29 protein-coding genes are annotated in these 26,947 nt (G+C 63.1%); 15 read left to right on the top strand and 14 right to left on the bottom strand.

The window, feature by feature from the left end:
* Nucleotides 1-2: 2 nt before the first annotated feature.
* Nucleotides 3-1,112 carry an N-acetyltransferase gene (locus tag M2333_RS13875; RefSeq protein WP_413716530.1) on the bottom strand — a complete coding sequence of 370 codons (1,110 nt, stop codon included), beginning with the start codon at nt 1,110-1,112 and terminating at the stop codon, nt 3-5.
* A gap of 207 nt (nt 1,113-1,319) precedes the next feature.
* On the opposite strand from M2333_RS13875, the gene M2333_RS13870 reads away from it, so the two are divergent.
* Together M2333_RS13870 and M2333_RS13865 are read left to right on the top strand one after the other, a co-directional pair.
* A complete protein-coding gene (locus tag M2333_RS13870; RefSeq protein WP_413716500.1) occupies nt 1,320-2,423 on the top strand; it encodes a fatty acid desaturase family protein in 1,104 nt (367 codons plus the stop codon).
* Nucleotides 2,424-2,502: 79 nt separating this feature from the next.
* Nucleotides 2,503-2,841, top strand: a complete 339-nt coding sequence (locus M2333_RS13865) for a DMT family protein (RefSeq protein ID WP_264577726.1) — start codon at nt 2,503-2,505, stop codon at nt 2,839-2,841.
* 23 nt (nt 2,842-2,864) lie between these two features.
* Here M2333_RS13865 and M2333_RS13860 read toward each other — a convergent pair whose 3' ends face one another.
* The 3 genes from M2333_RS13860 to M2333_RS13850 are packed head-to-tail and all read right to left on the bottom strand — an operon-like array spanning nt 2,865 to nt 5,083.
* Nucleotides 2,865-3,770: a YdiY family protein gene (locus tag M2333_RS13860; protein WP_264612166.1), complete on the bottom strand. Its 906-nt coding sequence runs from the start codon at nt 3,768-3,770 to the stop codon at nt 2,865-2,867.
* Between the two features lie 58 nt (nt 3,771-3,828).
* Complete coding sequence (gene ruvC, locus M2333_RS13855; RefSeq protein WP_181561085.1) at nt 3,829-4,320, bottom strand: crossover junction endodeoxyribonuclease RuvC; 492 nt, start codon at nt 4,318-4,320, stop codon at nt 3,829-3,831.
* Nucleotides 4,321-4,339: 19 nt separating this feature from the next.
* Nucleotides 4,340-5,083, bottom strand: coding sequence for a YebC/PmpR family DNA-binding transcriptional regulator (locus M2333_RS13850; protein WP_181561084.1), 744 nt, complete (start codon nt 5,081-5,083; stop codon nt 4,340-4,342).
* Between the two features lie 178 nt (nt 5,084-5,261).
* Between M2333_RS13850 and M2333_RS13845 the strand changes: the two genes are divergently transcribed.
* From M2333_RS13845 to kdsA, 4 genes are read left to right on the top strand one after another with little or no spacing between them, the layout of a single operon-like run.
* On the top strand, nt 5,262-6,371 hold the full coding sequence (locus tag M2333_RS13845) for a glycerophosphodiester phosphodiesterase family protein (protein WP_264612165.1): 1,110 nt from the start codon (nt 5,262-5,264) through the stop codon (nt 6,369-6,371).
* Nucleotides 6,372-6,414: 43 nt separating this feature from the next.
* Complete coding sequence (polA, locus tag M2333_RS13840; protein ID WP_264612164.1) at nt 6,415-9,213, top strand: DNA polymerase I; 2,799 nt, start codon at nt 6,415-6,417, stop codon at nt 9,211-9,213.
* Between the two features lie 27 nt (nt 9,214-9,240).
* Nucleotides 9,241-10,059, top strand: coding sequence for an SDR family NAD(P)-dependent oxidoreductase (locus M2333_RS13835; protein ID WP_264612163.1), 819 nt, complete (start codon nt 9,241-9,243; stop codon nt 10,057-10,059).
* Between the two features lie 55 nt (nt 10,060-10,114).
* Nucleotides 10,115-10,951 (top strand): 3-deoxy-8-phosphooctulonate synthase, encoded by an 837-nt coding sequence (kdsA, locus tag M2333_RS13830; RefSeq protein ID WP_264612162.1) that lies wholly within the window; start codon nt 10,115-10,117, stop codon nt 10,949-10,951.
* A gap of 16 nt (nt 10,952-10,967) precedes the next feature.
* Here kdsA and M2333_RS13825 read toward each other — a convergent pair whose 3' ends face one another.
* The 10 genes from M2333_RS13825 to hemE form a co-directional block, all read right to left on the bottom strand.
* Nucleotides 10,968-11,903, bottom strand: a complete 936-nt coding sequence (locus M2333_RS13825; RefSeq protein ID WP_264612161.1) for a ParB/RepB/Spo0J family partition protein — start codon at nt 11,901-11,903, stop codon at nt 10,968-10,970.
* Nucleotides 11,900-12,682, bottom strand: a complete 783-nt coding sequence (locus M2333_RS13820) for a ParA family protein (RefSeq protein ID WP_264612160.1) — start codon at nt 12,680-12,682, stop codon at nt 11,900-11,902. Before M2333_RS13820 ends, M2333_RS13825 begins: the two co-directional genes overlap by 4 nt.
* A complete protein-coding gene (gene rsmG, locus M2333_RS13815; protein WP_264612159.1) occupies nt 12,679-13,413 on the bottom strand; it encodes a 16S rRNA (guanine(527)-N(7))-methyltransferase RsmG in 735 nt (244 codons plus the stop codon). Before rsmG ends, M2333_RS13820 begins: the two co-directional genes overlap by 4 nt.
* A complete protein-coding gene (gene mnmG / locus M2333_RS13810) occupies nt 13,410-15,284 on the bottom strand; it encodes a tRNA uridine-5-carboxymethylaminomethyl(34) synthesis enzyme MnmG (protein ID WP_264612158.1) in 1,875 nt (624 codons plus the stop codon). Before mnmG ends, rsmG begins: the two co-directional genes overlap by 4 nt.
* Before the next feature lie 80 nt (nt 15,285-15,364).
* The gene (gene mnmE, locus M2333_RS13805; RefSeq protein ID WP_264612157.1) at nt 15,365-16,660 is read right to left on the bottom strand and encodes a tRNA uridine-5-carboxymethylaminomethyl(34) synthesis GTPase MnmE; all 1,296 of its coding nucleotides are present in this window, start codon (nt 16,658-16,660) and stop codon (nt 15,365-15,367) included.
* Between the two features lie 23 nt (nt 16,661-16,683).
* The gene (locus tag M2333_RS13800; protein ID WP_264571637.1) at nt 16,684-16,950 is read right to left on the bottom strand and encodes a DUF6489 family protein; all 267 of its coding nucleotides are present in this window, start codon (nt 16,948-16,950) and stop codon (nt 16,684-16,686) included.
* Nucleotides 16,951-17,129: 179 nt separating this feature from the next.
* Entirely contained in the window at nt 17,130-17,810 is a 681-nt protein-coding gene (locus M2333_RS13795; protein WP_181561075.1) for a YjbE family putative metal transport protein, read from the bottom strand.
* Nucleotides 17,811-17,838: 28 nt separating this feature from the next.
* Nucleotides 17,839-19,095 (bottom strand): transcription termination factor Rho, encoded by a 1,257-nt coding sequence (gene rho, locus M2333_RS13790; protein ID WP_181561074.1) that lies wholly within the window; start codon nt 19,093-19,095, stop codon nt 17,839-17,841.
* Nucleotides 19,096-19,271: 176 nt separating this feature from the next.
* Entirely contained in the window at nt 19,272-19,712 is a 441-nt protein-coding gene (locus tag M2333_RS13785) for a CopD family protein (RefSeq protein WP_181561573.1), read from the bottom strand.
* Between the two features lie 140 nt (nt 19,713-19,852).
* On the bottom strand, nt 19,853-20,899 hold the full coding sequence (gene hemE, locus M2333_RS13780; RefSeq protein ID WP_413716499.1) for a uroporphyrinogen decarboxylase: 1,047 nt from the start codon (nt 20,897-20,899) through the stop codon (nt 19,853-19,855).
* A 292-nt stretch (nt 20,900-21,191) separates the two neighbouring features.
* Here hemE and M2333_RS13775 point away from each other — a divergent pair, with 292 nt between their 5' ends.
* From M2333_RS13775 to M2333_RS13735, 9 genes are all read left to right on the top strand, one after another.
* The gene (locus M2333_RS13775; protein WP_264612156.1) at nt 21,192-22,034 is read left to right on the top strand and encodes a pyruvate, water dikinase regulatory protein; all 843 of its coding nucleotides are present in this window, start codon (nt 21,192-21,194) and stop codon (nt 22,032-22,034) included.
* Entirely contained in the window at nt 22,031-22,636 is a 606-nt protein-coding gene (locus M2333_RS13770) for a Maf family protein (protein WP_264612155.1), read from the top strand. The genes M2333_RS13775 and M2333_RS13770 overlap by 4 nt, the downstream gene beginning before the upstream one ends.
* Nucleotides 22,633-23,457, top strand: coding sequence for a shikimate dehydrogenase family protein (locus M2333_RS13765; RefSeq protein WP_264612154.1), 825 nt, complete (start codon nt 22,633-22,635; stop codon nt 23,455-23,457). Before M2333_RS13770 ends, M2333_RS13765 begins: the two co-directional genes overlap by 4 nt.
* A 67-nt stretch (nt 23,458-23,524) precedes the next feature.
* Nucleotides 23,525-24,085 carry a dephospho-CoA kinase gene (gene coaE, locus M2333_RS13760; protein WP_413716529.1) on the top strand — a complete coding sequence of 187 codons (561 nt, stop codon included), beginning with the start codon at nt 23,525-23,527 and terminating at the stop codon, nt 24,083-24,085.
* Nucleotides 24,086-24,112: 27 nt separating this feature from the next.
* On the top strand, nt 24,113-24,814 hold the full coding sequence (gene dnaQ, locus M2333_RS13755; protein ID WP_264574008.1) for a DNA polymerase III subunit epsilon: 702 nt from the start codon (nt 24,113-24,115) through the stop codon (nt 24,812-24,814).
* Between the two features lie 67 nt (nt 24,815-24,881).
* Complete coding sequence (hpf, locus tag M2333_RS13750; RefSeq protein ID WP_181561069.1) at nt 24,882-25,469, top strand: ribosome hibernation-promoting factor, HPF/YfiA family; 588 nt, start codon at nt 24,882-24,884, stop codon at nt 25,467-25,469.
* A gap of 197 nt (nt 25,470-25,666) precedes the next feature.
* A complete protein-coding gene (locus M2333_RS13745; protein ID WP_181561068.1) occupies nt 25,667-26,134 on the top strand; it encodes a PTS sugar transporter subunit IIA in 468 nt (155 codons plus the stop codon).
* Nucleotides 26,094-26,606 carry a PaaI family thioesterase gene (locus M2333_RS13740; RefSeq protein WP_264612152.1) on the top strand — a complete coding sequence of 171 codons (513 nt, stop codon included), beginning with the start codon at nt 26,094-26,096 and terminating at the stop codon, nt 26,604-26,606. The genes M2333_RS13745 and M2333_RS13740 overlap by 41 nt, the downstream gene beginning before the upstream one ends.
* Nucleotides 26,603-26,944, top strand: coding sequence for a DUF1491 family protein (locus tag M2333_RS13735; protein WP_264577027.1), 342 nt, complete (start codon nt 26,603-26,605; stop codon nt 26,942-26,944). The genes M2333_RS13740 and M2333_RS13735 overlap by 4 nt, the downstream gene beginning before the upstream one ends.
* Nucleotides 26,945-26,947: the final 3 nt, after the last annotated feature.

Genomic DNA, 26,947 nt, shown 5'->3' with positions numbered 1-26,947 from the left:
GGTCAAAGCGGCTTCTGGTAGATCACATAGCTGCGGTTGATGCGGCTCTCGATCGCCTCGGCAATGGCTTTCATGCCCTGATTATCATCGAGGATCCAGCCGATCTCCCCACGCGTCGCGCCATAATGGGTGATGGCATCGCGGCGGATATATTCGATCATCATGAAGGCCAGCTGGCTCGCCATGCGCGAGGATTGGAGCCGCTGGACCACGCCCATCAGCGGCACCCGCATGGTGCGGACCTTGGGCTTACGCAGCCACCAGAGCAGCTTTGCCCAGCCGAAGGGGAAGAGCGTGCCGTTGAGGCGGGCGAGCGCTTCGTTCATGTCAGGCAGCGTCATCATGAAGGCCACCGGCTCGCCATCCAGCTCGGCAATGCGAATCAGGTCCTCGAACACCAGCGGCTTGAGCGCCTTGCCGAAATGCGCGACCTCATGGTCGGTAATCGGCACAAAGCCCCAGTTGCGCCCCCAGGCATCGTTGAGAATATGCAGGATGATCGCTGCATCCCGGTCGAACTCGCTCTTATCCACATGGCGAATGCGAATGCGCTCGTTGCGCTCGCCGGACTGAACGATCCGCTGGATCAGCGGCGGAAATTCCTGCGTGATGTCGAGCTCATAAGTATCGAGCTGCTTGGCAGGGGCATAGCCGGCCGATTCGATCCACGCGCGATATTCCGGCCGGTTGTGGCCCATCATCACCGTCGGGGAATGGTCGAAGCCCTTTACGAGAAGGCCTGGCTCCTCCCAGATGGAGAGCGAGATCGGGCCGAGCACCCGGGTCATCCCCCGCTCGCGCAGCCAGCCTTCCGCCGTCGCGATCAGCGCGTGCGCGGTTGCTTCATCCATGGCTTCGAACATGCCGAAATTGCCTGTCCCCGGCCCCATGCCCTGCTCGGCAGGCATGGAAATGGCGAGATGATCGATATGCGCGCTGATGCGCCCGACGGCCTTGCCGCCGCGCCGCGCGAGGAAATATTGATGCTCGGCATGTTCGTGAAACGGGTTCTTGCCCGGTGTCAGCAGGCCGCGCACTTCGCTCTTCAGCGGCGGCACCCAATGGGGATCATCGGCATAAATGGTCCATGCCAAATCGATGAACGCCGCCATGTCGGCCTTGCCGGAGACGGGAGTGATCACTAAATCGGCTGATGTCACGGCGATACCCCTGTCCCGCGCTTCGACGATGAAGCGCTGCTGAGAGGGCACAGCACTGCGGAACTGGCGGCGGATTTGTCAAGCCGCGCGCCGTGGCGGCAGAACAAAATCACATTGCTGCCATGATCTGTGCTCATTCGACCGATAGGACCCCTTTGCATGACCGCAATCGACCAGAGACTGGACGCCGCGCCGTCCGCGCCAGCCGGCAAGGCCCCCGCCGCAGCGGGCCCTGCGCTGGCAACCACGCCCGATGACATGGCGATGCTCCGCGCCGCCGTGGATTTGACGCGCGATCTGGCGACCGCGCGGCCGGGCATTTACTGGCCTGATTTTCTGGCTTCCGCGCTGGTCGGCTATGCTGCCATGGCGCTGGCGATGCTGGCCTCGCAAGGCTGGGTGGTGGCCCTCGCTGGCTTGATTTCCGCTCTCGCACTGTATCGGGCGACGAGTTTCATCCACGAACTGACGCATATCCGGGCAGGTGCGCTGCCGGGCTTTCGTTTCACGTGGAACCTGCTGATCGGTATTCCCTTGCTGTTCCCCTCCTTCCTCTATGAAGGCGTGCATACCCAGCATCATGCCAAGACGCGCTATGGCACCATCGATGACCCGGAATATCTGCCGCTTGCGCTGATGAAGCCGTGGAGCCTGCCGCTGTTCATCCTCGTGGCTGCTCTAGCCCCGGTGGCGTTCATCGTCCGCTTCGGCGTGCTGGCACCGCTCAGCCTCGTCGTCCCGCCGCTCCGCCGGTTCATCGTGGAGCGCTACTCGGCCCTCTCCATCAATCCCGATTATCGGCGCCGGGCGCCGGAGGGTGACTTTGCGCGGATGTGGGCCTGGCAGGAAGCCGGGACCAGCCTCTGGTCGATGGCGCTCATCGCCAGCGTTCCGCTGCTCGGCTGGCGTCCGCTGCTCACCTATCTTGCGATCCTCTCGGTGGCGATGGTCGCCAATCAGCTCCGCACGCTGGTCGCCCATCTCTGGGAGAATGAAGGCGAGACGATGACGGTGACCGGCCAGTTCCTCGATTCCGTCAATGTGCCGCCACCCGCGCCACTGGCCGCGCTCTGGGCACCGGTCGGTCTGCGCTATCACGCGCTTCACCATTTGCTGCCGAGCATGCCCTATCATGCGCTGGGCGAGGCCCATCGCCGGATCGCGCAGCATCTGGGCGCGGGGTCGACCTATGATCGGGCCAACTATCCCGGCATGGTCCCACTGGTCGTTCGGATCGCGCGGAGCACGATGGTCGCGCGATAGGCACGCGGGGGAAAATCACGCTCCCGAGCGGCGTATTTTCCCCATCGCCTTCCCACGGCGAACCTGCCATTTGGGCTTCATGCCCACGATCGCGCTGCTGCTCGCCTCCAACATCCTGATGACCACGGCCTGGTACTGGCATCTCAAGGGCGGCATGAGCAAACCGCTCGCCTTGGTCATCCTGATCAGCTGGGGCATCGCCTTTTTTGAATATTGCTTTGCGGTGCCGGCCAATCGCATCGGCTATGCCAGCGGCTGGAGCGCCGGCCAGCTCAAGATCACGCAGGAAGTCATCGCGCTAACCGTTTTCGGCGTCTTCATGGTCACCTTTCTGGGTGAACCGCTCCACTGGCGCCATTTCGGTGCCCTGGCCTGCCTCATCGGCGCGGTGGCGTTCCTCTTCTGGGGCAAGGCCTGACGCTGGCAGCAGCGAGGCGCGCGTCAGAAATCGTAGACCAGCGTCGCGCGCGTAATCGTATCCGTCATCTCCGAGCCTGCGGGCGGCGACGTCTCATGGCGCACCGCATAAGAGAGGCGCGCGGAGAGCGAACCGTTGAGCTTGCCGGTGAGGCCAGTGGTGTTCGCATAGCTGCTATTGCCGGAGCTCCACACCGCCTGGGCATTGTTCTTGAGCTCGAAGGCGCGTGAAATCTGCCAGCGCAGATCGGCGGCGGCCAGCGTGTTGAGTTCAGTCGTATCGGGCTCGTCGATCCCGACGGTGTGCCGCCAAGCCGGCCCGCCCTTGATGTCCAGACTGAAATCGGCCTGCCGCACCAGCCGCACACCGACGCCGCCTGAGGCCGTGGTGCGGTCCGAAAAGCCCTGGAACCGGTCTTTCTCGTAGGTCGCAAGCCCATAAGCGTAGATCGCGTCGTTCAGGGTGAAGTTGGGCTCATAACTCGCCAGCCACTGGTTGCGCGTCGTGACGCCATCGCTGCGCTGATAGTCGACATTGGCGCGGAACTTGTGCAACCAGTCGATCCCGCGCCGTTCGAGCGAGAGGCCCGCGCTGATGCCGGAGCTTTCGGTATTGCCGGTGGTGATAAAGCCGCCCAGTTCGCCACTGCCTGACCAGGCGTGAAAGAAGCTCGCCTGCCTCAGCCGGGCTTCCCGCTCGGCATCAATGGCGGCCTTGTGCGCCTGAATCTTCTCGTCGATCTCCGCGGCATTGTCGGGATGCGTCTGCTTGGCAAAGCGCGCGACGGTGGCGAGCGCCCCGGCATCCCCGCTTGCGATGGCGGCATCCAGCATGGCCTTGACCGATGGCGGCAGTTCGGCCGCTGCGGGTGCAGCCACAACGCCGCTCGCGATCATCGCCATTGCGCCAAGCCTGAGGGCCGACTTCATGCCCAACTCCTTCTAAAACGACAGGACGGCCATCCCGCACGGGGACCGCTGTCCGACCTCACTCGCCTCGTTCGAGCCGCCGACTGGCGCGAAGATGCGCATGGGTGATGGCGACGGCAAGTGCATCCGCTGCATCAGGACCGACCACGCTCGTTCCCGGCAGCAACCGCATCACCATGGCGTGGATCTGATCCTTGCTCGCATTGCCCACGCCCACAATGGCTTTTTTGACGAGCCGGGCTGCATATTCGCCGACCGGTATGCCGGTGCGCGCGGCGCCGAGCAAAATAACACCCCGCGCCTGCCCCAGCTTGAGGGTCGATTGCGGGTTGGTGTTGATGAACACCTCTTCGACCGCCGCTTCCGCCGGCCGATGTTCCGCGATCAGTGCCGCCAGCGCCGCATCGAGCGCCACCAGCCGGGCGGGCAAGGCATCGCTCGCTGCCGTGCGGATCTGGCCATTGGCAATATGAGACAGGCGATTGCCCTGCGCACGGATCAGGCCCCAGCCCGTGGTGCCAAGGCCGGGGTCGAGACCCAGAATGATCATGACCGCAAGATGCGGGCGATCACCCCAGCTTTTCCATCACGTCGTCGGGAACCTCGTAATTGCCCCAGACGGTCTGAACGTCATCGTCATCATCCAACGCGTCGACGAGCTTGAGCAGCGTGCCGGCATTGCTCTCGTCCAGTTCCACAGTGGTCTGCGGCTTCCACGCGAGGTTGGCGCTCGCTGCGGCGCCGAGCTTGTCCTCCAGCGCCTTGGCGACCTCGTGCAGGGCATCCATGGCCGTCCAGATCTCGTGTTCATCGTCGTTCGACGATACATCGTCCGCGCCCGCTTCAAGCGCAGCTTCGAAGATGGCGTCCGGATCGCCGACGGAGGCCGGATAGGTGATCAGGCCCATCCGATCGAACCCGTGGCTCACCGCGCCGGACGCGCCCAGATTGCCCCCATTTTTGGAGAAAGCCGTGCGGACGTTGGTCGCGGTGCGATTGCGGTTGTCGGTCAGCGCTTCGACGATGATCGCCACGCCACCCGGGCCATAGCCCTCATAGCGCACTTCCTCGTAATTCTCCGCGTCGCCCTTGCTCGCCTTGTCGATCGCGCGCTGGATGTTGTCCTTGGGCATGGACTGCGCCTTGGCCGCGTTGATCGCCAGCCGCAGACGCGGATTCATGTCCGGGTCCGGCGCGCCCATCTTGGCCGCGACGGTGATCTCGCGCGAGAGCTTGGAGAACATGGCCGAGCGCTTCTTGTCCTGCGCGCCCTTGCGGTGCATGATGTTCTTGAATTTGCTATGGCCTGCCACGGCCGGCTCCTTCGATTACGTGATCCGGATTTTTCTTGGGGGCCTCCTATCGCGGCAAGTCCAATCAGGCAACGGGCGCGAGGGCAGGAGGCAAAATGAGCGCCATCGTCCTATCACGAAGATGCGCCAGCACGACGCATAGGCTCGTGCCCGTCCTGACTCTCGCGATGGAGGTGGAATGTTGACCCGAAGGGATGCCATCGGTCTGGGCGTCGCGGCCTTGGCGACCCCTGCTCTCGGCGGAGAGACGGGGCGCGCTCAGACGCTCGACGGCAACCAGCCTCTCGTATTCGCTCACCGCGGCGCGAGCGCCCTGCGGCCCGAGCATACGCTGGAATCTTATGGCCGGGCCATTGCGGACGGCGCGGATCTCATCGAGCCGGACCTGGTGATGACGCGCGACGGCGTGCTCGTTGCGCGACATGAAAACGAGGTCGGCGGCACCACCGATGTGGCAAAGCGCCCAGAATTTGCAGACCGCCGGACCACAAAGCAGATCGATGGCGAGGCGGTCACCGGCTGGTTCACCGAGGATTTTTCGCTGGCGGAACTCAAGACCCTGCGTGCCGTCGAGCGATTGGGTGCGATCCGCCCGGAAAGCCAAAGCTACGACGGCCGGTTCCCCATCCCGACGCTGGACGAGATCATCGCCTTCGTCGCGGTTCAGGCGGGCACGCGAGGCAAGGCGATCGGCCTGATTCCGGAAATCAAGCATTCCACCTACTTCGCCAGCATCGGCCTGCCGCTTGAAGACGCCCTGCTCAGTGCGCTGGCCGGCCACGATTATACGCGCCGCTGCCCGATCGTGATTCAGTCCTTCGAAACCACCAATCTGCGCGCCATTCGGCAGAAAATCGGTCGGCCGACGAACATCCAGCTGCTCCAGTTGTTCGAGACCTTCGACCGCCAGCCCGCCGACGCCGCCCTCGACGGACTGAAGACAACCTATGGCGACATGGCATCCCCAGCCGGGCTCGCCGCCATTGCCGATTATGCCGACGCCATCGGCCCCTCCTCGCGCTCGGTCATGCCGCTGGACGCCGAAGGCCGCCTCGCCAAGCCGGCCCGCCTTGTCGCCGATGCTCATGCCGCGGGGCTGCGCGTCTACCTCTATACCTTCCGGCCCGAGAACCGCTTCTTGCCCGGCGAGCTGCGCGGTCCCGGTGGCGAGAATGCCCGGCATGAGGCTGGCTCGGTGGCAGAGATCCGGCGCTACCTGTCGCTTGGGGTGGATGGCTTCTTCACCGATGACCCGGCTCTGGGGCGCCTCGCCGTGGATGGAGCCTGATCGGCGCTGGCCTCCCGGCCGTGGCCGCGCTATCCCGCTTCGCATGGCTTCCCGCAATCATCTCTATCTCGTCGATGGCTCGAGTTACATCTTTCGCGCCTATCACCAGCTTCCACCGCTCACCAACCGCCATGGCACGCCCGCCGGCGCGGTATATGGCTATACGGCGATGCTCTGGAAACTCGCCGACGCGCTGGACAAGGAGGAGGGGCCGACCCATCTCGCGGTGATCCTGGACAAGGGCTCGCACACTTTCCGCAATGATCTTTACGATCAGTACAAGGCCCATCGCCCCCCGCCGCCGGAAGACCTGATCCCCCAGTTTCCGCTGATCCGCGAGGCGACCCGCGCCTTTTCGCTGCCCTGCATCGAGGAAGCGGGATTCGAGGCCGACGATATCATCGCCACCTACACCTGCCAGGCGGTGGCGCAGGGCTGGGACGTGACGATCGTCTCCTCCGACAAGGATCTGGCCCAGCTCATCCAGCCGGGCGTGGACATGCTCGACACCATGAAGAACGAGCGCCGCGGCCCCGATTATGTGCAGGACAAGTTCGGCGTCGCACCCGAGCAGCTGCGCGATGTGCTGGCCCTGATGGGCGACAGCGTCGACAATGTCCCCGGCGTGCCCGGCGTCGGCGCGAAGACCGCTGCGAAGCTCATCGGGGAATATGGCGACCTGGATGCGGTGCTCGCCGCAGCGCCGGACATGAAGCCATCCAAGCTCAAGGAGCGGCTGATCGAGCATGCCGAGCTCGCCCGCCTCTCGCGCGAACTGGTGACGCTCCACTGCGAAGTGCCGCTGCCGCACGCGCTTGATGATCTCAAGCTGGATGGCATCCCCGCCGAGCCGCTGCGCGCCTTTCTTGAGGATCAGGGCTTCAAGGCGCTGCTGGCCCGCATGGCCAGCCATGCGCCGGGCCGGCAAACGGCGGATCCCGTTGCCGAGGCGGTCGTGGACGCCGCGCTGGACCCGACGACGCCGGATTTCATCCCCCTGCCCCCGATCAACTGCGAGAGCTACGAAACGGTGACGACGCTGGAGCGGCTGGATGCGTGGATCGCGCAGTCCTACGCCAGCGGCATCATCGCCATCGACACGGAGACGGATTCCCTCGATAGCATGGCTGCCAATCTGGTCGGCATCTGCCTCGCCACCGCCCCCGGCACGGCCTGTTATATCCCTCTGGGCCACCGCAGCGGCGACGACATGTTCGCCGAAGCGCCGCCGCAGATTCCCATGGCGGACGCCATCGCCCGCCTTCGCCCGTTGTTTGCCGATGCGAGCGTGCTGAAGATCGGCCACAACATCAAATATGATCTCAACGTGCTGGCCCGTCACGGGCTGTCCGTCGCGCCCTTCGACGACACGCTGGTGATGAGCTTCGATCTCGATGCCGGGCAGTCCCTTGCCGGCCACGGCATGGATGAGGTTGCGCACGCGGTGCTTGAGCATACGTGCATCAGCTTCAAGGACGTCACCGGTACGGGTAAGAAAGCGATCAGCTTTGCGCAGGTGCCGCTCGATGCCGCCACACGCTATGGCGGTGAGGATGCGGACGTGACCTGGCGGCTGTGGACGCGATTCAAGCCCCGCCTCGCCCAAGAAGGCGCGACCCGGGTCTATGAGCTGGTGGATCGCCCGCTCATTCCGGTGGTCGCCGGCATGGAGCGCAGCGGCATCAAGGTGGACCGGGATCATCTCTCCCGGCTCTCCGGCCGGTTCGCGCAGGAAATGGCGCGGCTGGAAGAAGAGATTCACGCTGAGGCCGGGCAGCCCTTTGCCATCGGATCGACCCAACAGCTGGGCGGGATTCTGTTCGAGAAAATGGGTCTTAAGGGCGGCAAGAAGGGCAAGTCCGGCGCTTATTCCACGGATGTGACCGTGCTCGAGCGGATGAAGGCGGATGGCGTCAAGATCGCCGGCCTGGTGCTGGACTGGCGCCAGCTTTCCAAGCTCAAATCGACGTACACCGACGCCCTGCAGGCCCAGATCAACCGCAATACCGGTCGCGTCCACACCAGCTACTCGCTGACCGGCGCGCAGACCGGCCGCCTCTCCTCCACCGACCCGAACCTACAGAACATCCCGATCCGCACCGAAACCGGTCGCCAGATTCGCGATGCCTTCATTGCCGAACAGGGCAATGTGATCCTGGCTGCGGACTATAGCCAGATCGAGCTCCGCCTCGCGGCGCACATGGCAGATGTGCCGCAGTTGCGGGACGCCTTCCTGCGCGGCGAGGATATTCATGCCGCGACCGCCCAGGAGCTGTTCGGCGAGATGAACCGCGAGACGCGTGCGCGGGCCAAGACGATAAACTTCGCTATTCTCTATGGCATCTCTCGCTGGGGGTTGGCGGCCCGTCTGGAGATCGACGCGGACGAAGCGCAGGCCATGATCAGCCGCTATTTCGACCGCTTCCCCGGCATCTCGGCCTATATCAATGAGACGCTTGAGAAGGTGCGTTCCACGGGGCACACGACCACGCTGTTCGGCCGCAAGACCTGGTTCAACCAGATCAAGTCGCCGGTGCAGCACGTCCGCCAGGGGGCGGAGCGCGCCGCGATCAACGCCCCTATTCAGGGGACCAGCGCAGACATCATCAAGCGCGCAATGGTGCGCATGGGTCCGGCTCTTCGGGATGCCGGACTGGACCGGGTGAAGATGCTGCTGCAGGTCCATGACGAGCTGGTGTTCGAACTGCCGGAAGACGATGTGGCGGCGGCCACGCCGATCATCCGGTCTGTCATGGCCAGCGCCGCAGAGCCGCTGGTGACCCTCACCGTGCCGCTTGGCGTGGAAATTGGCACCGGATCGAGCTGGGGGGCTGCCCATTAGGGGCAGCCATATGCGGAAATCGACCTGATGCCCCACATGCTGATCTTTGGACTGGGTTACACCGCCACACGGCTCGCCGAGGCGCTCCGATCGCGCGGTTGGACAGTCGAGGCGACCGGGCGTGCCGGCACGATCGCATTCGATGACGACGCGGCGGTCACGAACGCCATGCGCCGGGCGACCCACATCCTGTCCTCTGTTCCTCCGACAGACGAAGGCGATCCAGTGCTGCAGCGCTATGGTGCCTTGCTGGAAGAAGCGCCTGCCGGTTGGATCGGCTATCTGTCCTCGACCGGAGTCTACGGGGATACCGGCGGCGCATGGGTGGATGAAAGCGCACCCGTCGGCCAAGGCCGGCGCAATGCACGCGCCGCTGCCGATCTAGCGTGGCAGGAGCTTGGCGCACGCGTTCGGGCGTTTCGGTTGCCCGGCATTTACGGCCCGGGGCGCAGCGCTCTGGACCGGATTTGCGAAGGCCGGGTCCGCAGAATCGATCTGCCAGACCAGATATTCAGCCGAGTCCACGTGGAAGATATTGTCTTTGGCGTACTGGCAGGCATGGCTGGGCCTTCCGGCATCTATAATCTCGCCGACGACATGCCCTGTTCTCAGAATGACGTCATCGCGTTCGGCTGTGCCCTCCTCGGCCTTCCTGTCCCGCCCATGCAATCTTTGGAAGATGCGGGCCTGTCTCCGGCCGCACGGGCTTTCTATAGCGAGAACCGGCGTGTCGCGAATGGCAAGGCGAAACGCCTGCTCGGCTGGGAGCCGCGGTTTCCAGATTATCGCAGGGGTCTCGCCGCCTGTCTGGGAGCAGAAGGGATAAACGGCCAGCCTCCCCTGTGATGCGTGGGCGCTGCGCAGGCTTTGCGGGATCGCGCAGTCCAGCTATGCGGAATGCATGACACAGACAGCACCGCGCAGCATCACCATAGGGCAGATGCGCATCGCAAATGACCGCCCTCTCGCCTTGATCGCCGGGCCATGCGCGATGGAATCGCGGGCGCATGCGCTGGAGACGGCGCAGGCCCTTGTCGAGATGACCAGCGCGCTTGGAATGCCGCTCATCTACAAGAGCAGCTTCGACAAGGCGAACCGCACCTCCGTGGATGCGCAGCGCGGCATCGGCCTAGCCCAAGCGCTGGATGTGTTTGCAGAGGTGAAAGCGCAGTTCGGCTGCCCGGTGATCACTGATGTGCATGATGCGGCGCAATGCGCGCCAGTCGCTGAGGTGGTGGATGTCCTCCAGATTCCGGCCTTCCTCTGCCGCCAGACCGATCTCTTGCTGGCTGCTGCCGCAACAGGCCGCGTCGTCAACGTCAAGAAGGGCCAGTTTCTGGCCCCTTGGGACATGGCGAATGTCGTCCGCAAACTGCGCAGCGCCGGAAACGATCAGGTCATGCTGACCGAACGCGGCGCGAGCTTTGGCTATAACACTTTGGTCAGCGACATGCGGGCGCTCCCGCTTCTGGCGGAGACGGGCTGCCCGGTCGTTTTCGACGCCACCCACAGTGTCCAGCAACCGGGCGGACGGGGAGAAAGCTCAGGCGGCGAACGACGCTTCGTGCCCGTGCTGGCGCGCGCTGCGGTTGCAATCGGCGTCGCGGCCATATTCATCGAAACGCATGAAGACCCTGACCGCGCGCCGAGCGACGGCCCGAACATGGTGCCGTTGCGCGACCTGCCAGCGCTTCTGCGCGACCTTCAGGCTTTCGACGCGCTGGCCAAGCGGCGCTGACGCCCGAAGGAAGCGATTAGAAACCGCCGCCGGTCAGCTTCTGGCAGATCATGTCCAGCTGTTCGAGGCTGGAATATTGCAGGGTCAGCGTGCCTTTCCCGCCCTCATGATTGATGCCGACGCGCAGGCCGAGCAGATCCGACAGATGCTGTTCCATGGCGATCAGATCGGGATCACGTCCATAATCAGCTCGTGCCTCAGCACGCGGCGCCGATTTTCCTTCACGTGCCAAGCGAACCAAACGCTCTGTTTCGCGAACAGACAGGCCCTTGGAGGCGACATCTTTCGCCAGTTCCGCGCAATCGGCGGAGCCGATAAGGGCGCGCCCGTGACCCATGGACAGGGCCCCGGTCATCACCAACTCCTGGACAGGCTCCGGCAGATCGAGCAGCCTGATCAGGTTTGCAATATGGCTGCGGGATTTGCCGACGATCCGGGCCAAGGCGTCCTGGGTATGGTGAAACTGATTGATCAGGCGCTGATAGGCCTGCGCCTCCTCGATAGGGTTCAGCTCCTCTCGCTGGATGTTCTCAACCAGCGCAATCTCGAGCGTTTCTGCCTCGGTGAAATCGCGGACGATTGCCGGAATCTGGTGAAGCTGCGCCTTCTGCGCAGCGCGCCAGCGCCGCTCACCCGCGACGATCTGATAGCGATCATTCCCAAGCGGACGGACGACGATCGGCTGGATGATTCCCCGCTCACGGATGCTGTCTGCGAGTTCAGAGAGGGCACCTTCGTCGAAATGTCGCCGCGGCTGATCGGGATGCGGCGACACGCGGACAATTTCAAGGAAGCGTACTGCCTTGGGCCTGTCCGTATCGCCTGCCGTACCGCTATCAGCCCCAGCCCGGCCTTCTTCCGACACAGAGAGATCGCGTTCAACTTCGCCCAGCAAGGCAGAAAGACCGCGCCCCAAACGGCGCGGCTTGCCGGGTACATCTGCGTCGCTCATGCCGCTATGGTCTCCTTGGGAAGCTTCTCGATCAGTTCGCGCGCGAGCGCCATATAGGCTTCCGATCCGGCGCAGCGCATGTCGTAGATAAGGGCGGGCAACCCATGGCTGGGGGCCTCTGAGAGGCGCACGTTGCGCGGGATGACCGTCTTGAACACGAGGTCGCCGAGACAGGCACGCACGTCGTCTGCGACCTGATCGGTCAGCCGATTTCGGCGATCGTACATCGTGAGCGCCACACCGAGGATCGAGAGGTCCGGATTGAACCGCGCCCGAATGCGCTCGAAGGTCTGCAGCAGCTGCGACAGGCCCTCAAGGGCAAAGAACTCGCATTGCAGCGGCACAAGGATCGATTGCACCGCGACCATGGCATTGACCGTTAGCAACCCGAGCGACGGCGGGCAGTCGATCAGGCAGACTTCCCAACGACCGGCTTCCGCATTGTTCAGAGCGTTGGCGAGACGGTGAGTTCGTTGCTCGACATCGATTAGTTCGATCTCCGCCCCTGAGAGATCCTGCGTGGCGGGAATGAGGTCCAAGCCTGGTACGACCGTCCGAATGACCGCATCGTCAAGCTCACAGTCCCCCATCAGAAGATCGTAGCTGGACCGCGCGCGATCCTTCGTCGTGACCCCCATCCCCGTGGAGGCATTGCCCTGCGGATCAAGATCGATCAGCAGAGTACGGTGACCAGTGGCAGCCAAGCCAGTAGCGAGATTGATCGCCGTGGTGGTTTTGCCAACGCCGCCTTTCTGGTTCGCGATTGCAATGCTGATCATGACTGTCCTTTTGGCCTCGCCGACGTTGCTATCGCCCTGCGCCTCTTGCCATTCCGTCTCGAACTGACCGGCTTTTTATCGGTCGCTCTAACCGGGAAACTTTTTTTCAGCTGGCGGACTGTTAGAATGGCGCTTTCGGCGTCCGTGACGCTTTGTTCCACGTGAAACACAGCTTGCCAGTGCGGCCGGACAATTTCCAGTTCCTTCTCACTGCTCCGGCCCTTGGGGAGCAGCCAGATGGTGTTTTCGTCCGCCAAATGATGCGCTGTGGTCAGCAGTCGATCCAAAGGCGCATAAGCACGGGCGCTGATAATGGCAGCGGGCCGATCAAATCGGGCCGATTCCACCCTGGATTGAACGACCTCCACGTGATCGAGGCCGAGAGACTCGGCACAGCGTTTGAGGAAAGCGACTCGTAACGGACGGACCTCTACGAGACGAATCGGCGCCGCGCGCAAGCAGCCGATAACTAGGCCCGGAAACCCAGCGCCGGTTCCGAGGTCCAGCCACAGTCCATCGGCGGGCGTTTGAGCGGATACTGCATGAGTTAGCAACTGGGCGGAGTCTACAACATGCCGCGCCCAAATGGATGCCTTGGTCCCAACAGAAATGAGATTCTGCCGGTCGGCCTCTTCCAGTACGAGGTCCACAAAAGTCCGCAGCCTATCCCCGGTTGGATCATCCCACCAGCCTTGATCGGAGAGCCACGCTTGCGCCTCTTCCTCCGTCATCCGGCGCGGCCCGTCCGCGCTGCGACGAGCAGCGCGGCCAAAGCTGCCGGCGTAATTCCCCTGATCCGGGCGGCACCACCAAGCGTCTCGGGGCGCGCAAGGGTCAACCGTTCGACCATCTCTGTGCTCAAACCGCCGACCGCAGAAAAATCGAGCTCGGCGGGCAGCGCGATGGCATCATTGGCGCGGAGGGCCCTCACTTCCGCGTCCTGCCTTTCGACGTAAGGCGCATAGATCGCATCCTGCAGAAGCTCCTCAACAAGGCCGTCTTCTCCCGTTTCGAGGGCCGGCGCATATTTGGCAAGGTGCCCGCGCGTCACTGCCGGGAAACGAGCCCACTCAGCGAGGGATCTGCGGACGCCGTCGTCGCGAACATCTGCCCCTGCCGCGCGTAAATCAGTGCCGGACACCAGCTTCTCCAACACGACAGCGAGTGCCACGCGTGCTTCTTCTCGCTGGTGCCACCAGGTCGTTCGGGCTGCGCTGGCCAAGCCAAGTCGAACGGCCGTCGGCGTCAGGCGCGTTGCAGCGTTGTCTGCCCGCAGTCGCAGCCGGAATTCGGCGCGCGCGGTCAGCATTCGGTAGGGTTCGGTGATCCCCTGCAGGCAGAGATCGTCGATAAGAACGCCAATATAGCTTTCCGCCCGGTCAAGCAGCAACGGCTCAAGACCAAGCGCACGAGCGGCAGCGTTCGCACCAGCGACAAGGCCCTGTGCCGCCGCCTCCTCATAGCCGGTGGTGCCGTTAATCTGACCGGCCAGAAAGAGCGAAGGCATGGCGCGGAGCGAAAGGGTCCGATCCAGAGCGCGCGGGTCGATATGGTCATACTCGACCGCGTATCCTGGCACGGCGACCTCGACTTGCTCCAGCCCGTCCATGGATCGGAGAAATGCAATCTGCACGTCCGTCGGCAGGGACGAACTCAGGCCATTGGGATAGACAAGATGATCATCCAGACCCTCGGGCTCGAGGAAGACCTGATGGCCCTCCCGGTCTCCGAAGCGGACAATCTTGTCCTCGATTGAGGGACAATAGCGTGGTCCCCGCCCCTCAATATCGCCCGAGAACAAGGGTGAAAGGCCGAGGTTATCCCGGATGATGCGATGGGTCTCGGCGTTGGTCCGGGTGATGGCGCAGCGAAGTTGCGGCAGCTGTTCGCTATCACCGAAGCCTAGATAGGACATCGACCAAGCGTCGAGGTCTGACGGCTGCTCCGCCAAACGGACCCAATCTATGGTGCGTCCATCCAGACGGGCCGGTGTGCCCGTCTTGAGGCGGCCCATTGGTAGATCGAGGTCTCGCAACTGCTGAGCCAAGGCACTCGCGGCATGCTCACCGATCCGCCCACCGACAACTCGCTCCGCGCCCCTGAACATCAGGCCGCCCAGAAATGTTCCGGTCGTGAGGACAACGGCCTGTCCGCCCAGCTTCTGTCCATCCGCGAGCACAACCCCGCTCAAAGCCCCGGCAGGACCGACATCCAATGCCGCCACTTCACCGCCAATGACCGAGAGGCCCGGTTGCGCCGCGATCATACTCTGAATGGCTGCGCGGTACTTCCGGCGGTCGGCCTGGACACGCGGGCCGCGAACAGCGGCGCCCTTGCTGGCATTGAGCATTCGGCGATGGATCGCGGCGCTGTCTGCGGCGCGCGCCATCAACCCATCCAATGCATCCACTTCACGTACGAGGTGGCCCTTGCCCAACCCGCCGATGGAAGGATTGCAGGACATTTCCCCGATGCGGATCGGATCGGCCGTTACCAGAGCGACACGCGCGCCTCGGCGCGCGGCAGCGGCCGCAGCTTCCGTGCCGGCATGGCCACCGCCGACAACGATGACATCGAACATGACTTGCGCATGCTTGCTCATGTCCCAGCCCCTAGCGGCCACATCAAAGAGCGTCAAAGCATTGCGGGGCCGGCCGATGTTCCACGTGGAACAAACACCCCCTATTTGCCGATGCAGAAGCCGCGAAACACCTCGTCCAGCACAAGCTCAGTCGTGGTGCGTCCGGTCAATTCATCCAGAGCGGCCAGCGCCTGCCGAAGATTTTCTGCAACCAGGATTTCGTCGGACTCACCAGCGCAGGCGTCCGCAGCGTCAACCGCTCGCTTTATGACGGCTCGTTGCCGCTGTGACAGCGCATAGTCGCCGGGCGCCGGCAGCATGCTGCCGGCCAGCGCACACAGTTCCTCAATGAGAGAATCAATCCCCTCACCTGTCACGCTCGACACGTGCAGGCTCGATGCCTCGCGATCTGCGAGAGTAAGATCGGCTTTCGGTGCGACCTGCACCAATTCCCCTCGACCTGGGGGCGCCTGTTCAGGCCGCCCTAGCCACAGCACGATGTCGGCCTCGGCCAAAAGGGCTTCCGCTCGGCCGATGCCGATCTGCTCGATCTCGTCACCGGCTTCGCGCAGTCCCGCCGAGTCAGACAACACGAATGCGATGCCATTGAGGGCGACTGACGCCTCGATCACATCGCGGGTCGTTCCCGCATGAGGGGAGACAATCGCAGCATCGCGTCCAACAAGCTGGTTGAACAGGGACGACTTGCCAGCATTGGGCGGACCGCCGATGGCGACGCGAATACCATCGCGTAATCGGTCCGCGGAGGGACGCTGCAGTTCCTTACGCATGTCTGCGCTGATCTCAATCACTGCGGCTGTGATGCGCGCGAGGTCCGCGCCCGATACGTCCCCTTCATCGGAAAAATCGAGCTGAGCCTCGATCTGTGCGGCGAGCAGTCGAAGGTCGGTCGTCCAGGATTCGATCTTGCGGGAGAACGCTCCACCCATCATCGCCATGGCAGCGCGCCGTTGCAGCGCCGTCTCTGCCGCGATCAAATCGCCTAAGCCTTCGATCCCGGCGAGATCCATCTTGCCGCTCAGAAAGGCGCGCCGGGTAAACTCGCCCGCCTCTGCCCGCCGAAAGCCCGGCATAGCAGCCAGAACGGCTTCCAACGCCCGCACCACCGCATGGGAGCCATGGCATTGGAATTCGGCCATGTCTTCGCCGGTCTCTGTATTTGGCCCGGGAAAGCAAATCAGCAAACCTTCATCGAGCAAGTCGCCATTCGCCGGATCGAAAAATCGCCGCAACGTCGCTTGCCGAGCCGCTGGTGCGTCCCGGCCAGTTATGGCGCGAGCAGCTTCAAGAGCAAGAGGCCCAGATACCCGGATGATCGCAATTGCCGCGGGCAGCTGCCCGCTGGAGAGCGCAAAAATCGTATCCCGATCCGTCATCGAGCGTCAAACCACGTGAAAACTCAGCCGTCATTCTTGGATTTTGCAGGAGAGCCAGCGCCCGCCGCGCCCATACCGATATCCATGAGGCTGGAAAACAATTTCATGCCTGCATCACCCAGCGGCGACATGCTGCGGAACATCCGCTCCATCTGCTCAAGGTTGGTCTGGCCGCTCATCGTATCGAGCACCGCCTGAATATAAAGATCATGGATCGGCTTCAGATCAGGCAGACCGAGAAACGACCGTGCCTCTTCCGGGGTGCACTCAACATCGACCTTGAACTTCATGATGGCAGGGCTCCGCGCGAGATAGGGTGGGCATGACATGCCGCATCGGGGCTCATTTCGCTAGCAAATTGCCCTCGGCCGGCGATTATCACCCCGCACTGGTCAGCCAGAAACAAGGAAACCGGCAGCGCTCCTTTGCTGAGCGCTGCCGGTTCCTGTTTAGCAATTTGCCTCTCGGCTTAGGCGAAGAGCTGGAGCAGCCCGATATCCTTGTCGGTGATGCCGGTGTAGATCATCGTCGCGGCCACATAGAGAATGACCAGCAAGCCGATCCAGGCAATCCAACGATAGCGCTCGATATATTTCGCGATGATATTCGCAGCGATGCCCATCAGAGCGACCGCGAAGACCAGGCCGATCATCAAAATGCCGGGGTGCTCGCGGGCTGCACCGGCCACCGCCAGCACATTGTCGAGGCTCATGGAGACGTCTGCCACCGCCACAGCCCAAGCCGCGCCGATGAAGCTCTTCGCGGGACGAAGCCCGGAATGCTCGTCACCCTCGACCTCAGGCGAGCCGGCATTGTGTCCTGCCCCCTGCACGATCTCGCGGTACATCTTCCAGGATACCCACAGGAGCAGGATGCCGCCGGCAAAAATCAGCCCGATGATCTGCATGAGCTGCGTGACCACGAGCGCAAAGGCGATGCGCAGCACCAGCGCGGCAATGATACCGATGAAGATGACCATCCGGCGCTGATGCGCCGGCAATCCCGCTGCCAGCGCGCCGATGACGATGGCATTGTCCCCGGCCAGGACGACGTCGATCAACAGAACTTTGACGAACGCGGACCAGGCGCTGATATCGCCCGAGAACAGCGTGGAGACGTCCGAGACGATATGGGACCAGATTTCAGCCATGGCAGCGCGTAACCCCTGTTGAAATGCGTTACTGGTTCATCGTGGCGAAGAAGTCTTCGTTGGTCTTGGAATCCTTCATCTTGTCGAGCAGGAATTCCATCGCGTCGATCGTGCCCATCTGCATGAGAATACGACGCAGCACCCACATCTTGGAGAGCTTGTCCTTCTCGACCAGCAGCTCTTCCTTACGGGTGCCGGATTTGCCGACATCCAGCGCCGGGAAGATGCGCTTGTCCGAGACCTTGCGATCCAGGACGATTTCCGAGTTACCGGTGCCCTTGAACTCCTCGAAGATCACTTCATCCATGCGGCTACCCGTATCGATGAGCGCCGTGGCGATGATCGACAACGAGCCACCCTCCTCGATGTTCCGCGCCGCGCCGAAAAAGCGCTTCGGGCGCTGCAGGGCGTTGGCATCGACACCGCCGGTCAGCACCTTGCCGGAGCTCGGCACGACGGTGTTATAGGCTCGGCCAAGGCGCGTGATGGAATCGAGCAGGATGACGACATCCTTCTTGTGCTCGACAAGGCGCTTGGCCTTCTCGATCACCATCTCGGCGACCTGGACGTGGCGCGTCGCGGGCTCATCGAAGGTGGAGGAAACCACCTCGCCCTTCACGCTGCGCTGCATGTCCGTGACTTCCTCCGGTCGCTCGTCGATGAGCAGCACCAGCAGGAAGACCTCGGGATGATTGTCGGTGATCGCCTTGGCGATGTTCTGCAGCAGAACGGTCTTGCCGGTCCGCGGCGGCGCCACGATGAGCGCGCGCTGGCCCTTGCCCTGCGGCGCGATGATGTCGATGACGCGGGCCGACTTGTCCTTGATCGTGGGATCGAGCGTGTCGAGCCGCAGCTTCTCGTCGGGATAAAGCGGTGTCAGATTGTCGAAATTGACGCGGTGACGGACCACATCGGGATCGTCGAAATTGACCGAGACGAGCTTGGTCAGCGCGAAATAGCGCTCGCCATCCTTGGGTGCGCGGATCTCGCCTTCCACCGTGTCACCGGTGCGCAGGCCGAATTTGCGGACCTGATTGGGCGAGACATAGATGTCATCCGGGCCGGCCAGATAGTTCGCCTCAGGGCTGCGCAGGAAGCCGAAGCCATCGGCCAGCACCTCGATGGTGCCCAGACCCATGATCTGCTCGCCATTTTCCGCCTGCTCCTTCAGGATGGCGAACATGAGGTCCTGCTTGCGCAGCGTCGAGGCACCTTCAACGCCGAGTTCCTCGGCCATGGCGACCAGCTCGGCCGGGGCTTTGCGCTTCAAATCTTTAAGATGCATGGATTGGGTCCGACGGCGGGAGTGAAAATAAAGGGAATGTGACTGTGCCGGAATGCCTGGAGAGGGCAATCAGGCGCATAGGTCAGCGCCTGTAAAGGGAACGCCCCGAATTACGCACTGGCCGATTCCAAGTCAAGCGCAGAGCGATGGCGCCCTACCGCTCAGAAACGCACGGCTCAGAACGGGCGGACGATCACCAGAATGACGATCAGCGTCACGAGCAGCGCCGGCACCTCGTTGATCATGCGCAGGCGCTTTTCCGGCCAGGGACGCAAGCCGCGAGCGAGCTTCTTGGAATAGCCGACGATCCAGCCGTGAAAGCCCGACAGGATGATCACCAGCAGCAGCTTGGCATGGAACCAGCCCTCGCTCCAGGCCCCGGTCTGAAAGGCCAGCAGCAGGCCCAGCACCCAGACCAGTATGATCGAGGGGTTCATGATGATGCGCTTCATTCGCGTCTCACGCTCGATCCACGCCTGATCCTCGGCCGAGCCGGGCTCGGTCTGATGATGGTAGATGAAGTAGCGCGGGATCATAAATAGGCTGGCCATCAGGAAGATGACGAAGATCACATGTGCGGCAAGAACCCACGGATAAGCAGCGCCAAGAAAGCCGATGCCGGGCAGGATGGACATGGAGACTGAACCTCTTCGTCGTGCTTCAACAACCGCGCGCGATCGCCAAGCCTTCTAGGCCAGCCGACCAGGAATTGAAACGGGGTGCGAGGCGCTGGCTTGCGTTTTCCAAGAGCCGCCGATCACCCGCGAACGCGCGCCACCAGTTGCTCGACATGGGCAATCGGCGTGTCTGGCAAGATGCCATGACCCAGGTTGAAGATGTGCGGCCGGCCGGACAGAGCCTCGAGAATGGCGTCCACCCCCCGATCCAGCGTCTCCCCGCCGGCGATCAGCGCCAGCGGATCGAGATTGCCTTGCAGCGGCAGATGGGCGGGCAATTCACGCGCCGCCCAGGCCGGATCGAGCGTCTCATCGAGACCCAGCGCATCGACGCCGGTTTCCTGGGCATAGTCGACGAGTTTGGCCCCTGCCCCCTTTGGAAAGCCGATGATCGGCGTATCGGGATGGCGCAGCTTCAAGGCTTTGACGATGCGCGCGTTGGGCGCGATCACCCATTGGCGGAACTGTGCCGGGCTAAGCGAACCGGCCCAGCTATCGAAAAGCTGCACGGCATCTACGCCGGCCGCGATCTGGGCCGAGAGATAATCGACCGTCGTTTCGATAATGGCATCGATGATCGCGCCGAACTTCGCCGGCTGCTGATAGGCCATGCGACGGGCGGCCGCGTGATCCTTGCTGCCCTGCCCGGCCACCATATAGGTCGCCACCGTCCAGGGACTGCCGGCAAAGCCCAGAAACGTCGTTTGCGGGGCCAGCGCGGCCTTCACGCGCCGGACCGTGTCGATCACCGGCGCCAGCCGCTGCGGGGCCGGAACGAGGCTCGCAAGCTCGCCCTCGACCAGCGGCGGGGCAAGGCGCGGTCCTTCCCCGGTCTCAAACCAGAGATTCTGACCCAGAGCATGGGGGACCACCAGAATATCGGAAAACAGGATCGCGCCATCGAACCCGAAGCGCCGAATGGGCTGCAAGGTGACTTCGGCCGCGGACTCACTGTCATAGCAAAGATCGAGGAAACCGCCCTTCTCGGCACGCAAAGCCCGATATTCCGGCAGATATCGCCCGGCCTGACGCATCAGCCAGAGGGGCGGACGCGCCGGGACAGCGCCGCGCAGGACGCTCAGCAGCGGTGCCGTCACACCGGGATCGATCACGGACGAGTCATGCACAGACCAATATCCTATTTATATAAAAGAGAAGGTTGTTGGATTCTGTTGGGGAGTGGACAACGGGCATTATTCGCTCATCACCCTTTTGCCAACAGCTTGACCTGAAGGGATCCATGAAGGTGCGACGAGTCACCAGGCTCATCCCCATGATTCACAGCCTGTGGGCAAGCCGATGGGCCTGTGGATAGATGATCGGGTTCCGACAGGGTGAGTGCGCATGAAATGAGGAGGGGCGGTTATCCACAGTTCTGTCCCTTGTGTTATCCCGCAATGTTCCACATGAACGGTGGATATGGACCGCCTGAACCTGCATCTGCTTTCGGATTCCACCGGCGAAACGCTCGAGCATATCGGAAAGGCGGCGCTCGCCCAGTTCGAAAATGTCGAGACGATCCGCCATTTCTGGCCGATGGTGCGCTCCGAGCAGCATCTCGAGCGCATCTTGGAAGAAGTGGCGCGCAATCCGGGCATGGTGCTGTTCACCCTGGCCAACCCCACCTTGCGTCGCCGGCTGGAAAATGGCTGCCGGGCCATCGGCATTCCCTATGTCGCGCCGCTCGATCCGGTGACGGATGCGATGTCCAATTTGCTGGGCCAAGAAATGCGCAATCGTCCTGGCCGCAAGCATGTCCTCGACGAGGCCTATTTCGCGCGAATTGACGCCATCCAGTTCACCATCGCCCATGATGATGGGGTCGGCTGGGAGAATTGGGAAGAAGCGGATATCGTCCTTGCCGGCGTCTCCCGCACGTCAAAGACGCCGACGAGCATTTATCTCGCCAATCGCGGCTACAAGACCGCCAATATCCCGCTGGTGTTGGAATCCCCGCCCCCGCCAAGCCTGTTCAAATTGCGGCATCCGATGGTCGTCGGCCTGACTGCCGGCGCCGAGCGGCTGGTGCAGGTGCGGCGCAATCGGCTGCTCTCGCTCAATCAGGCGCCGGAAACCGCCTATGTCGATCTCGAACGCGTGAATGGCGAGGTGGCGCACGCCCGCCGCATGTTTGCCGATCAGGGTTGGCCGGTGATCGATGTGACGCGCCGGTCCATCGAAGAAACCGCCGCAGCCATCGTCAACCTGTATCAGGAACGGCTGAAAAGCAGCGGCGGCTTGCCGGGGCTTGGACCAGTATGAGCACGCCCCCTCTCCTGCTCGCCTCGCAGAGCGAGAGTCGCCGGCGTTTGCTCGCAGACGCTGCCGTGCCGTTTGAGACGGTTCCAGCCGGCGTCGACGAGGATGCGATCAAGGCCAGCCTGGTTGCCGAGGGCCTGAACGCCCGCGATCTGGCCGATGCGCTGGCGGAATGGAAATGCCGTCGCCCGTCGATGCGACATCCGGACGCGTTTGTCTTGGGCTGCGACCAGACGCTGGAACTGGATGACGGCAGCCTGATCGACAAGGTGGAGACCCGGGAGGCCGCGGCCGATCTGCTCGCGCGGATAAGTGGACGGGCGCACAAGCTCCATAGCGCGGCCGTGATCGCGCAGGGCGGTCAGGCGCAATGGCGCCAGATCGAGAGCGTCACGCTCCAGATGCGCCCGCTCAGCGCGGCTTTCATCGACCATTATCTGGACCTCGACTGGGAGCAGTGCCGCTGGTGCGTCGGCTGCTATCGGATCGAGGGGCCGGGCGCGCAGCTTTTCTCGCGCATTTCCGGCAGCCTCTTTGCCGTGCAGGGCCTGCCCCTGCTTCCTTTGCTCGACTATTTGCGCGTGCGCTCTATCTTGCCGGCATGAGTCAGGGAAAACCATATGCCGAAGTGATCGGCGACCCCATCGCGCACAGCAAGTCGCCGGTCATCCACAATTTCTGGCTGGAAGAGCTCGGTATCGATGCGGAGTATCGCAAGACCCGCGTCGCGCCGGAGAACCTGGCCGGCTATTTCCTCAGGCGCCGGGCCGATCCGGACTGGCTGGGCTGCAATATCACCATTCCGCACAAGATCGCGGCGCTGGATTATGTCGATGATCCCGGCGGGGTGCGCGATCGCATCGGCGCCATCAACACGGTGGCCTGCGAAACCGGCGGGCCGCTGATCGGCACAAACACCGACGCGGGCGGATTTTTGCAGCCCTTGCTGGCACGCGGCTGGAGCGGCACCAGCGCGATTCTCGCCGGCACCGGCGGTGCGGCGCAGGCAATCGGGTTCGCCTTGAGATCCGTGGGTGTGACCGACCTGACGATCGTCGCGCGTGATGCCGCCAAGGGGCAGGCTTTGCTGGACCGGCTGGGTCTGGCCGGCCGGGTGCAGGGCTTCGATGCGGCACTGCCGGCAGCTGATCTGCTGGCCAATTCCACCTCGCTTGGCATGGTCGGGCAGCCGGCATGGACGCCCGATCTGTCAAAGTTGCCGGATAAGGCAATGGTCTACGACATCGTCTATGCCCCGCTGGAAACACCGCTGCTGGCGCAAGCGCGCAAGCGCGACCTCATGTGCATCGATGGGCTGGAGATGCTGATCGGCCAGGCTGCGCTGGCCTTTGATATCTTCTTCGATGCCCAGCCGCCGCGCGAATTGGATGCGCAGTTGCGTGATCGCCTGCTCGTGCCTGCCTGATTGCCGCTTGTCGGGTCTGCGCGTGTCCCATCGTCCATTCCGCATCGGACTGACCGGATCGATCGGCATGGGCAAATCGACCGCAGCCGCGATGTTCCGCGCGGCGGGGGTGCCGGTATTCGATGCCGATGCAGCGGTCCATCGGTTGCAGGGGCCGGGCGGTGCCTTGCTCGGCGCGATCGAAGCGCGCTTTCCCGGCACTACCAGCGCTGCTGGCGTCGATCGCCGGATGCTTGGTGCCCGGGTGATCGGTCAGCCGGAGGAAATGCGGGCGTTGGAGCGGATCGTGCATCCCGCCGTTGCTGGCGCCCGCGCAGCGTTTCTGCGCCGTCACCGCAGCCGGCCGATGGTGGTTCTCGATATCCCGCTGCTGTTTGAAACGCACGGTGAGCGGCGGGTGGACATGGTGGTCGTGGTTTCCGCCGCGCCTTTTCTGCAGCGGCGGCGCGTCCTTCGCCGGCCCGGTATGACGGCAAAGCGGTTTGCCGCCATCAAGGCCAGTCAGGTTCCCGATCATGTCAAGCGACACCGCTCCGATCTGGTGCTGGATACAGCCGAACCAAAGTGGCGGATGAGAGCGCGGATTTTTCGTCTCGTTGCTTGCCTTCGCACGGCGCTGGTCCGATAATGCCTCCCCAACGAGTGAAATGCCACGATGCGTGAAATCGTCTTCGATACTGAAACCACCGGCTTCGATCCGCTCAGCGGTGACCGTCTTGTCGAAATCGGCTGTGTCGAGCTGATCAATCGCATCCCGACCGGCGAGACCTACCACGCCTATTTCAATCCCCAGCGCGATATGCCGGCTTCGGCCGAAGCGGTTCACGGGCTGTCCGCGCGCTTTCTCTCCGACAAGCCTTTGTTCGGCAGCAAGGCCGCAGAGTTGCTCGAGTTTCTCGGCGATTCCATGCTGGTCGCGCACAATGCGCGGTTCGATTTCGGCTTTCTCAACGCCGAGCTGGAGCGGTGCGGCCATCCCACCGTCGACATGGGGCGGATGATCGACAGCCTGACGATTGCGCGGACCCTTCACCCCGGTGCCAAGCACAGTCTTGATGCCCTGTGCAGTCGCTACGGGATCGACCGCAGCCACCGCATCAAGCATGGCGCGTTGCTGGACGCGGAATTGCTCGCGCAGCTGTATATAGAGCTGACCGGCGGGCGTCAGATCGGCCTCACCTTGATGGCGGAAGAACAGATCACCGTCACCGTAACGACCACACAATCCATGGCCATTCCGGCTGCCCGCCCGTTCCGCCCGGCCCGTCTGTTTTCGCCGAGCCCGCAGGAACTGGCGCGTCATGCCGCGTTTCTGGAAAAGATCGATCACCCTTTGTGGCTCGATCGCCCGGCCTGAGGATTATCCTCACCGGGCGGCGCGCCACGTTCATAGACCATCAGGTCCAACAAGAAGGAGAAATCAGATGGAAATCCGCGTATCGGGTCATCAGGTCGACACCGGCGAGGCGCTTCAGGCGCATGTTGCCGAGCGGATGCAGGCGATCGCCGACAAGTATTTCTCGCGCACCATCTCCTCCAGCGTGACGTTCAGCAACGCGCCTCATGGCGCCTTTCGCTGCGACATCGTCTGCCATGTGATGGCAGGGCTGATCCTCAAGGGCGCGGGCGAGGCCCATGATGCCCATGTCTGCTTCGATCAGGCCGCGGAACGCATCGAAAAGCAGCTGCGCCGGTACATGCGGCGGCTGAAGGATCGCCACAGCCAGGCGCTCGCCGCCGAAGCGCAGCGTGACGCGCCGGGCATCGACGATGCCAATTATGTGGTCTTCCAATCCAGCGAAGCGGAAGAGGAAGTGGATGTCGACGCACCGGTGGTGATCGCGGAGATGCGCGTGGATATTCCGCGCGCCAGCGTATCCGATGCGGTGATGATGCTCGATCTGCGCAATACCAATGCGCTCATGTTCCTCAACAGCAGCACGGCCACCTTCAACATGGTCTATCGTCGCACTGACGGGACCATCGGCTGGGTGGAGCCGCCGCGCGCCTGAATGCACACGAGGGCTGCGCGCGATGCGCAGCCCTCTCCCTCCCCCTCCCCCTCCCCTTCCCCCCCGTCCCCGGCAACCGGTTGACCCGAATGGCCTTTGCGCCTATCAGCCGGCCAAGTTTTCTCCAGGCGGCCATGATGGGTGGACTTCACCCCGGCGCAGAAATCCCCAGGTCGGCCGCAGGACACGGGTTGAACATGGATAATTTCAGCGACTTGCTCGCGGCGAACGCTGTTTCGTCCGCGGTGGCCCTTCCTAACAAGAAACAGCTTTTCCTGAAGCTGGGTCAGTTGGCGGCCGATGCCTATGGGCTCGATGCTGCCGAGGTTGTCGAGCGCATCACCGAGCGGGAACGGCTTGGCTCGACGGGCTTTGGTGGCGGAATCGCGATTCCCCACGCCAAGCTGGAAGGCCTTGAGAGCGTCCATGGCGCCGTGGTGCTGCTGGCCGAGCCCATCCCTTTCGATGCGATCGACGATGTGCCGGTGGATGTCGTATTCATGCTGCTCTCTCCGCAGGATAGCGGCGCCGAGCATCTCAAGACCCTGGCCCGCGTCTCGCGCCTGCTGCGCAACGAGCGCCATCTTGCGCGCATTCGTGGCGTCGGCTCGGACGCCGCGCTCTATGCCCTGCTCGCCGGCGGCGAGTCGCGTGACGCAGCCTGACGGCACGCCGCCCTCCGGCGAGGCCGCGCATTTCCGGGCGCTCGAACGGCTCTATGCCTCGGCGCCGATCAACGGATTATTCCCCTCAAGGCTGGATATCTCGGCCCCTGGCGAGGCGCGCATCGTCATCGACGTGACGCCGGACTATTTCCATGCCGCAGGCGCTACCCATGGCACGCTGTATTTCAAGATGCTGGACGATGCGGCTTTTTATGCCGCCAACAGCCTCGTCACGGATCGCTTCCTCCTCACCACCGCATTCAACCTGCTGTTCACCCGCCCGCTCAAGGCTGGGCCGATCGTGGCGGAAGGGAAATGGCTGAGCGGCAAGCGGCGCGTTTTTGTCGCCGAGGCGCGCCTTGTCGATGCCGAGGGTGAGGAAGTCGGTCGCGGTACTGGCACGTTCATGCGCTCCACCATCCCGCTGGTTGGCCTGCCGGGTTATGTGCGCCCGGAAGCAGGAGACCAGTGACCGCGCGTCTGACGAGTCAGATCCTCATCGGGGTTCTGTTGCGCCGTGTCCAAGCGCAGGGGGGGCATGGCACCGTGCTTCACAAAGGGGAGCCGTTGAGTGGAACCATCGTCGTGCAGGCAGTGGATCGCGGCCGGACAATCGGGCTTTTTGAGCGTGTTACGTCCCTTGACGGGACTCTTTCGCTCACCCCCTGCGGGCCTCGGGATTTAACCCAAGACTCTGAAATATCACAATATATAGATAGAAGAACCCGGGTGGACCCCGATATCTGGTTCGTGGAACTGGATGTCGCAGACGGGGAACGGCTCGCCGCCGAGATACTGTGCACGAGTTGACAG

The organism is Sphingobium sp. B11D3B (genome assembly GCF_025961735.1).
Taxonomy (GTDB): domain Bacteria; phylum Pseudomonadota; class Alphaproteobacteria; order Sphingomonadales; family Sphingomonadaceae; genus Sphingobium.
This window is presented reverse-complemented; position numbering and strand designations above follow the sequence as displayed.

What these genes read in the sequence shown, in the direction of transcription:
- ruvC (WP_181561085.1), bottom strand. Translation starts at nt 4,320, where the DNA reads ATGATCATTCTGGGTCTCGACCCCGGCCTTGGCACCACGGGCTGGGGC.
- M2333_RS13875 (WP_413716530.1), bottom strand. Translation starts at nt 1,112, where the DNA reads ATGGCGGCGTTCATCGATTTGGCATGGACCATTTATGCCGATGATCCC.
- mnmG (WP_264612158.1), bottom strand. Translation starts at nt 15,284, where the DNA reads ATGAGCAAGCATGCGCAAGTCATGTTCGATGTCATCGTTGTCGGCGGT.
- M2333_RS13740 (WP_264612152.1), top strand. Translation starts at nt 26,094, where the DNA reads ATGCCCTGCTCGCCGGCGGCGAGTCGCGTGACGCAGCCTGACGGCACG.
- M2333_RS13820 (WP_264612160.1), bottom strand. Translation starts at nt 12,682, where the DNA reads ATGATCAGCATTGCAATCGCGAACCAGAAAGGCGGCGTTGGCAAAACC.
- polA (WP_264612164.1), top strand. Translation starts at nt 6,415, where the DNA reads ATGGCTTCCCGCAATCATCTCTATCTCGTCGATGGCTCGAGTTACATC.
- rsmG (WP_264612159.1), bottom strand. Translation starts at nt 13,413, where the DNA reads ATGACGGAGGAAGAGGCGCAAGCGTGGCTCTCCGATCAAGGCTGGTGG.
- M2333_RS13860 (WP_264612166.1), bottom strand. Translation starts at nt 3,770, where the DNA reads ATGAAGTCGGCCCTCAGGCTTGGCGCAATGGCGATGATCGCGAGCGGC.
- coaE (WP_413716529.1), top strand. Translation starts at nt 23,525, where the DNA reads ATGGGCAAATCGACCGCAGCCGCGATGTTCCGCGCGGCGGGGGTGCCG.
- M2333_RS13770 (WP_264612155.1), top strand. Translation starts at nt 22,031, where the DNA reads ATGAGCACGCCCCCTCTCCTGCTCGCCTCGCAGAGCGAGAGTCGCCGG.
- M2333_RS13745 (WP_181561068.1), top strand. Translation starts at nt 25,667, where the DNA reads ATGGATAATTTCAGCGACTTGCTCGCGGCGAACGCTGTTTCGTCCGCG.
- M2333_RS13800 (WP_264571637.1), bottom strand. Translation starts at nt 16,950, where the DNA reads ATGAAGTTCAAGGTCGATGTTGAGTGCACCCCGGAAGAGGCACGGTCG.
- M2333_RS13765 (WP_264612154.1), top strand. Translation starts at nt 22,633, where the DNA reads ATGAGTCAGGGAAAACCATATGCCGAAGTGATCGGCGACCCCATCGCG.
- mnmE (WP_264612157.1), bottom strand. Translation starts at nt 16,660, where the DNA reads ATGACGGATCGGGATACGATTTTTGCGCTCTCCAGCGGGCAGCTGCCC.
- M2333_RS13775 (WP_264612156.1), top strand. Translation starts at nt 21,192, where the DNA reads ATGGACCGCCTGAACCTGCATCTGCTTTCGGATTCCACCGGCGAAACG.
- M2333_RS13845 (WP_264612165.1), top strand. Translation starts at nt 5,262, where the DNA reads ATGTTGACCCGAAGGGATGCCATCGGTCTGGGCGTCGCGGCCTTGGCG.
- M2333_RS13835 (WP_264612163.1), top strand. Translation starts at nt 9,241, where the DNA reads ATGCCCCACATGCTGATCTTTGGACTGGGTTACACCGCCACACGGCTC.
- kdsA (WP_264612162.1), top strand. Translation starts at nt 10,115, where the DNA reads ATGACACAGACAGCACCGCGCAGCATCACCATAGGGCAGATGCGCATC.
- M2333_RS13865 (WP_264577726.1), top strand. Translation starts at nt 2,503, where the DNA reads ATGCCCACGATCGCGCTGCTGCTCGCCTCCAACATCCTGATGACCACG.
- dnaQ (WP_264574008.1), top strand. Translation starts at nt 24,113, where the DNA reads ATGCGTGAAATCGTCTTCGATACTGAAACCACCGGCTTCGATCCGCTC.
- M2333_RS13870 (WP_413716500.1), top strand. Translation starts at nt 1,320, where the DNA reads ATGACCGCAATCGACCAGAGACTGGACGCCGCGCCGTCCGCGCCAGCC.
- M2333_RS13795 (WP_181561075.1), bottom strand. Translation starts at nt 17,810, where the DNA reads ATGGCTGAAATCTGGTCCCATATCGTCTCGGACGTCTCCACGCTGTTC.
- rho (WP_181561074.1), bottom strand. Translation starts at nt 19,095, where the DNA reads ATGCATCTTAAAGATTTGAAGCGCAAAGCCCCGGCCGAGCTGGTCGCC.
- M2333_RS13825 (WP_264612161.1), bottom strand. Translation starts at nt 11,903, where the DNA reads ATGAGCGACGCAGATGTACCCGGCAAGCCGCGCCGTTTGGGGCGCGGT.
- hpf (WP_181561069.1), top strand. Translation starts at nt 24,882, where the DNA reads ATGGAAATCCGCGTATCGGGTCATCAGGTCGACACCGGCGAGGCGCTT.